The following is an 11,460-nucleotide window of genomic DNA, read 5'->3' as shown; positions in this document are numbered from 1 at the left end:
CTTCGTCCCGTTCACGTGCGCGGAGGTGCCGCTCAGGTGTTCAGACGCTGTTCCAAGAAGGCAGTGATCTCCGGGCGGGCCGCCTTCGCCTGGGGGACGAGGTTGGGCATGCTGAGAAAGGCGTGAGTGGCCCCCGGGTATTCCGACACCTGGACGGGAGAACCGCTCTCCCGCAGACGTGCGGCGTAGCGCCGCCCCTGGTCAGAGATCGGATCGTGGGTGGGCACGACAACAAGGGCGGACGGGAGCCCGCTTGCATCCTCCGCACGCAGAGGGGACAGGGCCGATGCGTCCGTTCCCGGGGGCAGCGCGAGGCGCAGGAACATCTCCATCTGGCCAGTCGTCAGCGTGGGGTTCTCGGCGTAGCGGCGGTAGGACGGCAAGTCATTCATGCTGGAGGCGACATCCACACAAGGATTGGCCAATACCTGCGCGCGCAGGGACAGGCCAGCGTCGCGCGCCCGGATCGCGACGAGCGCCGCGATCAGCCCTCCCGCGCTTTCGCCGAACACTGCGGCCCGTCCGGGGTCGACTCCCCACTCTTCGGGTGCTCGGCAGACATGCTCAAGTGCTTCCCAACCGTCATCGACCGCATCGGCGAGCGGTGTGCCCGGTGCCAGGAGCCGGTGGTCAACGGACATGACGACGGCCGGAAGGCGGGCCGCGAGATGACTGTTGATCCAATCGCTTTGCGCGGCAGTGCCGACGAAACCGCCTCCATGCACGTGCAACACGAGCGGAAGCGCGCCAGCGGTGTCGTGGCGGTCCGGGAAGGGGCGATACACGCGTACCGGGAGCGTGCGCCCGGGCAAGGCCATTTCACGCCACTCGGCCGTTGCGTGCGGATCCATGCGGCCGGTGATGATGCGGGCCAGGGGCGACGCACGCTTACGGTTCACTCTGAGCCGCAGGGTGTGCAGTTCTTCGGCCGTTATCCGTGACCACTCGGGCTCTTTTCCGAGGGCCGCGTAGAGCCGGATTCGCAGCGAGGGCCGATCTGTGTCTTTGGTCATTTTCCTTCTTCGTGTGCGGGGAAGTTTTCGCTTCCGGCTGCAGGAAACGGTCCTTGGCTTTCCGGCGCATGGCGCGCTAGCTTCGATCGACGATCTTTGCGATCTTTCCGTTCTCGAACGAGAACTCGGTCGTCCCCTTGAGTTCGATCACCTTGCCGCTCCGATCGTCGCCCGGCACCGGTGCCGCTGGAACCCCGCGGTAAGCGACCTGCGCGGTTGCTCCCGCCGGATGGAGGCCGATGGAGAGAACCCGTTGTTCGCGCTCGGCGAAGAGCGCTGCGGACTGTTCGGCGAGCTGCCGGAACGCCTCGACGCCGTCGCTGCCGACGGTCAGTTGCCGGTCAGAGTGATTCTCGAAGCGGATGTCCGGTGTCAGCGTGGAGAGCATCCCGTTGATGTCGAACTCGTTGTACGCGCGCACATATCGATCGATCAGCGCGCGTTTCTCAGCGGCGCGCATCACGCACCAGCGAAATCGTCGCGATGACTCCCAGAACCGCCGGAAGGAGAACCAGGATCCCCCACACCGGAGAGAAGACGCGCTCGCCGTACTCGGTGGCAGTCAACAGCAGAAGCGCGATCGTACCGGTGACGACGGCCGGAACCGCCGACAGAACTGGCGCCCACCATCCCCGCGCCCTCGACGACAGGAACATCAGTCCCCAGAGCACGATGATCGTGACGGCGACTGCATACAGAATCGCGTAGACCAGCCCCGGATCCGGCGTCACCCCATGCGACGCGTACGCGGCTTCAGTGTATCCGTACAAGCTTTGGTTGCCGGCCTGGTCGATGATCGTGGCGAAAAGCGCAAGCACGGAGGCAGCGGTACCGGTCCAGAGCACGGCTGCGGGCAAACGGCGAACCCGACGCTTCCGGGTGCCTTCACCCCCGAGCTGTTCTGAAAGTGACTGTCTCATAGATAGTGACTCTATGCGCCTTGGAAGCGGAGAGTCAACACCTGCATGAAAGTGACTTGCTGCGCGGTGACCGCGGTGTTAGCGTTCCCGCATGGCTGGACTTCGGGAGAGCTGGCGTTTGGCGGCGATGCGCACGATCCAGGAACGTGCACTGGATCTGTTCGACGAACGGGGATTCGCGCCCGTGAAGATCGAGGACGTCGCCGAAGCAGCGGGAGTGTCCCCCTCTTCGATCTACCGGTACTTCGGCACCAAGGAAGGGCTCATCGTCGCCGACGAGTTCGACACCTGGGGGCAGGAGACGATCGAAACCGTCCTGGACGGCCGGGACCCGGTAGGCAGCTTGATCGAGGCCGTTGTCGCCTATGAAGCTCCTCGAACTTCAGCGGGAGACAGCGTCAACCCGTCAGCGGACATCCCGTGGCGGCGAATTCGATACTTCTTCACCGAACCGTCGGTGCGCTTAGCCGCACAAGCCTCGCTTGACCGGGCAAGCCAGCTCATCGTGCCCATACTCGCCTCTTCGGCCGCGCTCAGCCCGACCCAGGCGCGAGTGGTCGCGAACTCCCTCGCCTTCGGCTACTTCGCCTGCCTCGAACAGTGGTACCTGGACGACCGCGCCCGGCCCATCGCCTGGTACGTCGAGGAAGGGCTGCGTCCTCTGCGCGAGCTCTCCCAGAAGTAGGGCCGGGCCACCCGCTATCAGCTCCGGCGCTCACCGCGCGAGGCCACCGAACCAGCCCCAGACCGGAGAGAAGGCACCGAACTCCCCGTCTCGCCAGAAGTCAACCGATCACGCCAGCTCCCTGCCCAGCGCCTGGAACATTTGCTGCGGGCACAGACGCGCCGGGCTGGCCGCGCAGTCGCTCATGTCGGCGGTGCGGCGATCGTGTTCCGAAGACGCTGTTTCCCCATCAATCGCATTATCTCGATCGACGACAATATCATTGAATGATCAATAATAATCCGAACGTGCCGCAGCCGTCATCGGCACGTCGAATAGCTATTGCCGAACCGCTCGCGCCCGCACCGCGAAAGCCGGCAATCGACAAGCCAGCTCCCCGCGCGTCTTCGGCAACAAAAACCGCAGCCAGTCCCACTGTCGCTCCCCCGCTAAACCGGCACCGGCAAGGGCGACCGTCGGGAGCCGCCCGGCACCCGGGCCTGCCCTTCCCGCACGGACAACCATCGCCGACGAGCAGACCTTGTCCCGGCCGCAAACTCGCGGCCGCGTCCTGATCCGGCGCCCCTCACTACAATGCCGTCCAGCACCGGGCCGAGTGACGCGGAACAGCGCACGGTCCAAAAGCTGCCCGGCGCAGGTGCCAACCGGCCGCGCCGATGTGGTTGTGCTGACCGCGTGATCGCTGCCTGGGCCACCGTGTCGGCAGTGTCGCGACGCACGCGGCGGCGTAGAACTACCTGTTCGTCCGGCCCGCCGCACTCGTCAGGCGTGCTTGTGCGCGGTGATGGCCGAGACGGATTCCGGTGGTGCGGCGGCTGGTTCTCGTCGCGGCGACGAGGCTGGCGACGCGCCTCGTCGTGCGCCGACCGGTCTCGCGCGGTTACCGTCCGATCATGCAGTCAGGTGTGCGGATCGCCGCGCGAGGCCTCGGGGTGCGCGGACCGAGGGGGCCGGTGTTCGAGAACGTCGATCTGGACGTGCCCGCGGGCGCGATCCTGGTCGTGCACGGGGCGGCCGGGACCGGTCGGACCTGCCTGCTGCTGGCCCTCGCGGGCCGGATGCGGCTCGCCTCCGGCGCGGTGCGGGTGGGCGCGCACGTCCTGCCCGACGACCATCGGGAGGTCCGGCGGACGGTGGCGGTGGCCGCGGCGGGGCCGGCGCTCGCGCTGGAGCCCCGGTTGCGGGTCGGCGAGCTGATCGCCGAACGCACCTGGCTGGCTCCCGGCGTGACGACCGCCGCCGTGCGCGCCGCGCTGGACGCGGTCGGCCTCGACGTCCCGGGGACGCTGACGGCGGAGGAGCTCGGGACCGCCGGTTCGGCGCGGCTGGCGCTGGCGCTGTCCCTCGCCGAACGCCCGGGCGCGATCGTGCTCGACGACCTCGACCGCGACTGCACCCCCGGCCAGCGCCGCGAGGTCTGGGCGGCTGCCCGGCAAGTCGCCAAGACCGGCGTCACCCTGCTCACCGGCTCCGCCCGTCCCGCGCCCGCGGAGCTGGACACCGTCCCGTTCGAACTGCCGGCGCTCAGCACCGACCGGCTGCCCGGCGACCCGGCACAGGAGGAAGCCCGATGAAGGCGGTACGGCTCGCGGTCCTCGAACTCCGGCGGTTCCGCGGGAGCCCGCTGCGCCGCCTCGTCCCGGTGGTGCTGTGCCTGGTTCCGCTGCTCTACGGGGCGATGTACCTGTGGGCGAACTGGGACCCGTACGGCAAGCTGAGCAGCATCCCGGTCGCGGTCGTCAACGAGGACCGGCCCGCGCAAGGCCCCCAGGGCGAGCCGATCGACGCCGGAACCCAGCTCGTCCAGCAGCTCAAGGCGGCAGGCACGTTCGACTGGCACTTCGTCGACAGCGGCGAAGCCCGTGCCGGGCTGACCGACGGCCGCTACTACTTCACGATCACCGTCCCGCCGGACTTCAGCGGCAAGCTCGCCACGGCCGCGAACACCCGGCCCGAGCAGGCGGCGATCGGGATCCAGCTCAACGACGCCAACAACTACGTGGTCGGCATCATGACCGAGGTGGTGCAGCCGGAGCTGCAGGACCAGATCAACGCCGCCGCCCACGCGGCGTACGTCCGCAGCATTTACGGCGAGCTGTCCGAGGTCCGGGACAAGCTCACCACCGCTTCGGACGGCGCGCACAGACTGGTCGACGCCACCGCGGTCGGGCAGCAGGCGGCCACCGCCCTCGTCTCGGGCACCGGCACGCTGCGCCAGGGCACCGCGCAGATCTCCGGTGGCGCGGACCGTGTCTCCCAGGCCGTGCACACGCTCGGCGGCCAGGCGCGGAAGCTCGGCCAGGTCGTGTCCGACCAGCTGCCTGCCGCCGCGGCCACCCTGAGCGGGATCACCAGCGGCACGGCGAGGGGCCTCGCCACCGCGCACACCGGCACCTCGCAGATCAGCCAGTACACCCAGCGCGGCACCGCCGATCTCACGCAGCTCGCCGACACCTTCCCCCAGCTGCGCGGCGACCCGGCCTACCAGCGCGCACTCGCGGACGCGCACCAGCTCACCGACGCGGCCGCGCGAGTGGACGGGGACACCGCGGCGGCCGACCACACCGCCCAACAAGCGTTCCAGCAGGCACAGGCCCTGCAGGCGAACGTCGGCACCGCACAGCAGAACATCACCGCGCTCAGCGGATCCACCACGCTGCTCGACGACGGCGCGCACGACATCAGCGCTGGCACCCGCACGCTCACTGCCGGGATGACCACGCTGAACAAAGGCGCGACCACCGCGCAGACTGCCGCCGGCCAGGCGCACAGCGGTGCGGCCGACCTCTCCGGGGTGGTCGACGACAGCCTCAAGCGGATTCCGCAGACCAACCCCGCCCAGATCGCCCACGCGGCCGAGGTGCTCGGCAACCCGGTGCACGTCGACCGGCACAACCTCAACCCCGCAGGCGTGTACGGACGTGGTTTCGCGCCCTTCTTCTTCGGAATCGCGCTGTGGGTGTTCGGTCTCTTCGCCTATCTGCTGCTGCGTCCGCTCAACAAACGCGCGCTCGCCTCCCGGGTATCGGCTGCCACCGTCGCGGTGGCCGGCTGGCTTCCCGGCGCGGTGCTCGGCTGCGCCGGGGCACTGGTCCTGTACGCCGTCGTGGACTTCGGGCTCGGGCTCGATCCGGTTCACCCGCTGCTGACCGTTCTCCTGCTGCTCGTCGGCGCAGCCTCGTTCGTGGCGATCGACCACTGCCTGCGCACCGCGCTCGGCGCCCCCGGAGACGTGCTGTCCCTCGTCCTGCTCATCCTGCAGCTGACCTCGTCCGGCGGCCTGTACCCGATGCCGACGACCCCGGGGTTCTTCCAATTGCTCAATCCTTTGCTGCCGATGACCTACCTCGTCGACGGCCTGCGCGTCACCGTGTCCGGCGGCCTGAGCACACATCTCGTCCGGGACTTCGCGGTCCTGGCGGGCTTCGCGGTCGTGGCGCTCGCGTGCACCAGCTTCGCCGTCAACCGGCAACGAAGGTGGACCGTCGCCCGGCTGCACCCCGAAGTCGAGCTCTGACACGGAATCCCGCGCCGATTCGGACGCAAACGCGCGCGGCCCTTCGGGCCCGTGCGTTTCGCCTGCCTCGCACAGCAGCTCGTTCACTTCGGCGCGAGCGTTTTGGCTTCGTTCCGTTGTCTTCACCCGTCATCCGGCCCGTTGCGAGCCGGCCATCGAAGTCTGTTCCGAGTCGCGGCCCGCTATCCCGGTGGCAGGCTGTCGGGCATTCGCTCGAAGTCGGCCGAGGCATCGTGGCCCCGGGCGCGTCCGCCGCGCACGGCGCATTCGTCTCGACATTGTGACGGCGAGCGTCACCGCTTCAGCCACCGCAGGCGAGGTACGTCGGGTGACCACGCCTAGGCCCAGGCAGCCCCGCCCCTGGATCGCACTCAGCCATTCTCGCCCACCGACTTGGGTGCCGACGAGTACAACCGGCCCGCGACGGGGCCGAATTCCCGGCATTCCCGAAGCGATCCGCGGCGCCGCGCGCGGGCGGGCAGATCCGCGCGGTTCTGGACAACCCACGCCGGACGCCGTTGCCGGGCTGGAGAACAACCGGCAGGTGCATCCGCCTCACCCCATCGGACCGTCGTGGATCAGCCAGACCGAGGCGTGCTTCAGGACCATCGCCCGCCAGTCGATCCGTCCCGGCGCCTTCTTCCCGGCCAAGATGCTCATCGCCCGGATCCGCGACCGCCGCACTGCCGGGAACAGCGACCCCGAAGCTTTTCGCCCGGGCCGCCGCCGACGAGATCCTCGTCAACGTCCGCCTCGCCCAGGTCAGCATCAAGAAACTCGTCGACAACAGCGCCAGGTCACGGCACCAGGATCAACAACACCAGCGGGAGCACGAGCCGAGGGGCCGCGGTTCCCGGCCCAGAACAGCGACGGGCTGATCACAGCACCCCCGGCCGCCGTGGCGGCTCCGCGGACGAAGCACCGCCACGCGAGTTCGCTGAATGGTGAGTCGTGTCGATCGGATCGGCGTCGCATGCGTAGTTCTGCCGTCGTTTCATCGACGATCGACGTTTCATTTGCCGGCTCCTCAGTCATTGCCGCCTGCCCCGCAGAATGACGGCAACGCAGATAGCGCCCCACGGGGGTCCGGCTGAACGCACGGTTTGGGCGTGGGCCTCGCTGCACGTATGGTTCCGGCCGGCTTCGAATATTCAGGAGTCCGGGACCCGGTGCGGCAGGGCGTGCCGACGTGTTCGCTGGTCGCGGTCGCCAGCAGCGGGCAGACGTCGTGAATCCGCCAGTTCGCCGTCAGAATCAACCGCCGGTGCTCGATTCGCACCGCCTCGATCCGCGGTACCACCGCTTGTCCGGCCCGACGACCAGCTCCGCCCGCAGCAGGACCTCAACGACCGGCGGCCGAGCAGCCGGCGGGCCCATGCTTCAGGGCTGGTTCACCTCCTTCGCGGCGAAGACCCATCGGTTGCTCGCCAGCGCGTCACCGGGCACCGGGGCCAGGCCCGCGCCGAGCCGCGCGGAGAACTCGAACGGCGTGCGCACCGACGTCGACCAGCCCAGCGCCCGGAACGCGGCCGCGGAGTCCGGGCGGGGTTCCGCGTCGAACAGCGCGGTGAGGTCCACCCCGATCTGTTCCCGGGCCGAGCGGTAGACCGGCCCGGACCGGACTGCCGCCGTCTCGTGCCAGAACTTGGCCTCGAACGCGCACGCACTGCCCGGTGCGGCCAGCCGGCCGACCGTCTCGACGAGCTGGCGTTCGGCGTTCGCGGGCAGATAGAGGAACAGTCCCTCGGCCAGCCATCCGGCCGGGCGGTCTGGGGCGAACCCTGCCTGGCACAGCGGTCCGGCCCAGTCCTCGCACAGGTCCACCGCCACCGGCACCCGGGCCGCCGCCGGCGCCGCCGCGATGCCGTCGAGGGTGTCCCGCTTGAACGCCAGCACCTCCGGCCGGTCCAGCTCGAAGATCCGGCAGCCGGGCGGCCAGCCGAGCCGGAACGCCCGCGTGTCCAGGCCGGCGCCCAGCAGCACGATCTGCCCGGCGCCGGCGCGGGCGGCGGCGAGCAGGAAGTCGTCGAGCACCCGGGTGCGCAGGCCGAAGTACCGGCCCAGCCTGCCCCACAGCGGGTTCGTCTCTCCGCCGGCGACGTCGGCCCAGCACACCGGCCATGTCCCCGAAGGGGCCGCGGCGTGGACGAAGTGCCGCGCGAACCCGTCGTGCACCAGTGAGTCCGGCCGGGTGGCCTCGATCGCCCGGGCCGCGGCGACCATCAGCGCCGTCCGGCCGACTCCGCTTTCGACGCCTCGGGCCGGGATGTCCACTCGTCCTCCTCGCCGGCGAAGTGCGCCCACGACGCCGGCTGGTCGTGGGTGGCGGTCCGGGCGCCGTAAACGACCTTCATGAACCGCACCGTTTCGTCGTCGCTCCGGTGCAGCGCGGTCGTGCAGTCGGTCAGCACCGTGACGTGGAACCCCTTCTGGAACGCGGTCCTGGCGGTCGAGTCCACGCACACGTCGGCGTAGACGCCCGCGAAGACGAGGTGCCCGATCCGCCGGCGGCGCAGGTATCCGCCGAAGCCGTGGGCGAGGAACGCGTCGAAGCAGGCGCGCTTGGTGAACACCCGCTCGCCGTCCGCGGGCGCGACCCCGTGGAACTCCGCACCCCACGTGCCGGACAGGCACTTCGGCCGCTTGCCCAGGAGCCGGTCGCGACGGCGCCAGCTCGGCCGCTGGAACGCGAGGTCCCCGGCGAACCGCACGAAGACGACCTCGACCCCGGCTTCGCGCGCGAGGCCGACCGCCCGCGCGGTGTTCGCCACGACCCGGGCGAGGGCCGCCGGGCCGCCGGGCCGGGCCGCCGCGACCGGACCGGTGCAGAAGTCGTTTTGCAGATCCACCGCGACCAGCGCTGTCCTCACGACCCGCCCACCGGGGCGCGGTCGTCGGCCGGGCGCAGTTCCGCCAGGACCGCCGCGACGACCTCTTCCGTCGAGTGCGCGCCGCCGGTGTCCGGTGTGCCCACGCCCCGGTCCCGGACCGCGCGCAAGGCCCGATCGAGTGCCGCGACCGCGCCCGGGCAGCCCGCGTGCCGCTGCGCGACCGCCGCCGAGGCACGCAGCGTCGCGGTCGGGTTGACCCGGCCCGTGCCCGCCAGGTCGTCGGCCGAACCGTGCACGGTCTGGTACTCGACCAGCCCGGCGACCTCCGGGTGCAAGTGAACGTTCTCGCTGCAGCGGTCCTCCTGACGGGCGCCGCCGAACCGGTCGAGCAGCACGACGTGCATGACGTCGCCCCATTCGTTGCCCGCCACGAGCAGCGTCCGCCCGGTGAGGCCGTGCTCGATCAGGTTCCGGTTCACGGTGTCCGGCTGGCACAGCTCGACCTGGACCCCAAGGCGCTGCGCGATCTCCGCGACCCAGGCCCCGAACGCGCCGTCGAGCAGGTGGAACTTGTACGCCAGCACGATCCGGTCCGGCCCGGTGCCCGGCCACTGCTCCCGTGCCCGGCGCAGCGCGAACTCGACCACCTTTCCGGTGATCTCGCGGCTGAACACGGTCGTGCGGGTGACCGTCGCGGGGCCGTGGCGGTTCTCGCCGGTGTAGAAGCCCTGGGCTTCGTCGCGGACCATCAGCAGCGACGGCGTGACCGGGTCGACCTTGACCGCCCGCAGCCGTTGGCGGACCAGATACAGCGACTGGGCGTTCATCGCCGTGCGGAAGACCGCCGTGACACCGGCCCGCGCCTGGACGCGGCAGAACTGCTCGTAGTGGTCGGCGTCGGCGTGGGTGAGGCGGCGGATCTCCTCGGTGCCGCCTTGCGCCTTGAGGGAGAAATAGGAATGGTAGGTGCGCGGCGAGCGCCTGATGTCGATTTCGGTCGAGAACAACCGGCCGATCGTGGTCAGGGCGGTCGTGAAGACGTCGGCGAGTTCCGGGCCGGTCCCACGGCCGACCGCCAGTCCGACGGCCGGCCGCGCGCGGTGCGTTCCCATTCAGCCGGCCGCGTTCGCGACCAGGCGGTCGCCCGCGATGCCGGTCTTGCCCGGGCTGTAGTAGTCCTTGATCCCCTCGGCCCAGACTTCGACGCGGATCCGGTCGTCGCCGTCCGGCGCGAACGCGTCGAAGAGCGCCTCGATGTTGGGCCGGTCGAACCCGATGGCCGTCATCAGGTCGATGAACACCGGCCGTTCGATCTTCCCGTCGCCGTCGGGATCCCCCAGTGCGGAAAGGGATTCCGCGAAGTCGGTGACGGTATCGCCGAACCGCTCCGGCGACAGCACGCAGGCCGAGAACTCCTCGTAGCTCACCCGGCCGTCGCGGTTCGCGTCCAGTTCGCGTTCCAGCGTTGCCCAGTACCGCCCGAAGGCTTCCTCCAACGCCCGTTTCGCGGCGTCGCCGGAGCCGCGGGCCGCCCGCACCACGCTGGCGGCCATCGTCGTGAAGTCCTGCTCTTCGAGATATCCGTTCCGGTCAACGTCGAACAGCGAAAAAATGGTTTTTATGCGGTCTTCGGCCGTTACGTCCATCGAGGAAACCTTTCCGTCGAACTGCGGTCGCAGATGAAGTCTGCCGCAAAACCGGGCCCGCCGGAATCGCCGTCAACCCAAAGTGGAATTCGCGTTTCCGCGCCGATTCCGAAACAGCGTCGGCGCGGGACGAGCCTTGCGACGAACGGGGAACGATGTGCACGTCCGGGGGTCGGAGCCGTCGCTGCCGGCACTGACCGTGGCAACGGGCGAGCCGGGCGCCCGTCGACGATCACGCGGCCGAGGACGATCCAGGACGGCGGCAGCCGCGGACTCGCACCGGCGCGCCAGGCACCCCGTGCCGCACGGGCGGTCCTCGTTGCCGATGGGGCGTACTCGTCTCGCCGCGCAACCAGTGTCCCGAGTCGCAGGTTCGCCGTGGCGGCGGGATTTGCTGGCGCCGAGCCCGAAGATCGAACCGGTGGTGTTGCCCGAGGGGGAACGGCGGGTCCGGCCTGCCTGGAAGGCGGCGAATGCCCAGCGCGCTCACACGACGTCGTCAACACGCTCGCGCTTGCGGATCAGTCGCCGCACCGCGCCGCGGTTCAGCCGCCCCGTTGAACGTCCGGTCAGGACGGGCTGAAAGTCTGCCGGACCTTGATCGTCGCGCCGCCGCGCATTGCGGGCATCCCCGGAACCCCGATCAGACCCGGCCCCTCGGGTACCGATGACCGTCATCTCCCCGTGGAGCGCCAGCGGTTCGGTGTGTTCGCCGGTCACCACGGCGAAATCAGGGCTGCTGGCTGTTACGCCGCACGCGCCGTTCGAGGACGTGGCGGCGGTGCGCGACGCCGGGGCGGACCGCTACGTCACGACCGGCGGCGGCTCCAGTGCGGTTGACAGCCGCG

Annotated in this window: 12 protein-coding genes; 4 read left to right on the top strand and 8 right to left on the bottom strand. The window is 69.9% G+C overall.

What is annotated here, in order from left to right; translation table 11 throughout:
• Positions 1-32: 32 nt before the first annotated feature.
• The 3 genes from BM362_RS37245 to BM362_RS37235 all read right to left on the bottom strand — a co-directional run bounded on the left by BM362_RS37245 (position 33) and on the right by BM362_RS37235 (position 1,831).
• Complete coding sequence (locus BM362_RS37245) at positions 33-1,013, bottom strand: alpha/beta hydrolase (protein ID WP_093576349.1); 981 nt, start codon at positions 1,011-1,013, stop codon at positions 33-35.
• A 76-nt stretch (positions 1,014-1,089) separates the two neighbouring features.
• Positions 1,090-1,473: a nuclear transport factor 2 family protein gene (locus tag BM362_RS37240; protein WP_067581869.1), complete on the bottom strand. Its 384-nt coding sequence runs from the start codon at positions 1,471-1,473 to the stop codon at positions 1,090-1,092.
• Positions 1,460-1,831, bottom strand: a complete 372-nt coding sequence (locus BM362_RS37235) for a hypothetical protein (RefSeq protein ID WP_143132600.1) — start codon at positions 1,829-1,831, stop codon at positions 1,460-1,462. Before BM362_RS37235 ends, BM362_RS37240 begins: the two co-directional genes overlap by 14 nt.
• A 193-nt stretch (positions 1,832-2,024) precedes the next feature.
• On the opposite strand from BM362_RS37235, the gene BM362_RS37230 reads away from it, so the two are divergent.
• On the top strand, positions 2,025-2,618 hold the full coding sequence (locus tag BM362_RS37230) for a TetR/AcrR family transcriptional regulator (protein WP_093576347.1): 594 nt from the start codon (positions 2,025-2,027) through the stop codon (positions 2,616-2,618).
• Between the two features lie 259 nt (positions 2,619-2,877).
• Here BM362_RS37230 and BM362_RS47905 read toward each other — a convergent pair whose 3' ends face one another.
• On the bottom strand, positions 2,878-3,033 hold the full coding sequence (locus tag BM362_RS47905) for a hypothetical protein (RefSeq protein ID WP_167545582.1): 156 nt from the start codon (positions 3,031-3,033) through the stop codon (positions 2,878-2,880).
• 478 nt (positions 3,034-3,511) lie between these two features.
• Between BM362_RS47905 and BM362_RS37225 the strand changes: the two genes are divergently transcribed.
• Both BM362_RS37225 and BM362_RS37220 read left to right on the top strand, forming a co-directional pair.
• Positions 3,512-4,192: an ATP-binding cassette domain-containing protein gene (locus BM362_RS37225; protein ID WP_067582349.1), complete on the top strand. Its 681-nt coding sequence runs from the start codon at positions 3,512-3,514 to the stop codon at positions 4,190-4,192.
• Positions 4,189-6,135, top strand: coding sequence for a YhgE/Pip family protein (locus tag BM362_RS37220; RefSeq protein WP_093576346.1), 1,947 nt, complete (start codon positions 4,189-4,191; stop codon positions 6,133-6,135). The genes BM362_RS37225 and BM362_RS37220 overlap by 4 nt, the downstream gene beginning before the upstream one ends.
• A gap of 1,380 nt (positions 6,136-7,515) precedes the next feature.
• Here BM362_RS37220 and BM362_RS37215 read toward each other — a convergent pair.
• Genes BM362_RS37215 through BM362_RS37205 form a run of 4 tightly spaced genes read right to left on the bottom strand, consistent with a single transcriptional unit; the run spans position 7,516 to position 10,612 of the window.
• On the bottom strand, positions 7,516-8,409 hold the full coding sequence (locus BM362_RS37215) for an SAM-dependent methyltransferase (RefSeq protein WP_232791656.1): 894 nt from the start codon (positions 8,407-8,409) through the stop codon (positions 7,516-7,518).
• Positions 8,358-9,005, bottom strand: a complete 648-nt coding sequence (locus BM362_RS47900) for a cysteine hydrolase family protein (protein ID WP_167545581.1) — start codon at positions 9,003-9,005, stop codon at positions 8,358-8,360. The genes BM362_RS37215 and BM362_RS47900 overlap by 52 nt, the downstream gene beginning before the upstream one ends.
• Positions 9,002-10,078 (bottom strand): isocitrate/isopropylmalate family dehydrogenase, encoded by a 1,077-nt coding sequence (locus BM362_RS47895; RefSeq protein ID WP_167545580.1) that lies wholly within the window; start codon positions 10,076-10,078, stop codon positions 9,002-9,004. The genes BM362_RS47900 and BM362_RS47895 overlap by 4 nt, the downstream gene beginning before the upstream one ends.
• Positions 10,079-10,612: an EF-hand domain-containing protein gene (locus tag BM362_RS37205; RefSeq protein ID WP_067581847.1), complete on the bottom strand. Its 534-nt coding sequence runs from the start codon at positions 10,610-10,612 to the stop codon at positions 10,079-10,081.
• 667 nt (positions 10,613-11,279) lie between these two features.
• Here BM362_RS37205 and BM362_RS37200 point away from each other — a divergent pair.
• Positions 11,280-11,460: iron-containing alcohol dehydrogenase (locus BM362_RS37200; protein ID WP_143132599.1), on the top strand; the 181-nt coding region annotated here is incomplete at its 3' end.

It is taken from the genome of Amycolatopsis rubida, from assembly GCF_900115345.1.
GTDB classification, from domain to species: Bacteria; Actinomycetota; Actinomycetes; order Mycobacteriales; family Pseudonocardiaceae; genus Amycolatopsis; species Amycolatopsis rubida.
This window is presented reverse-complemented; position numbering and strand designations above follow the sequence as displayed.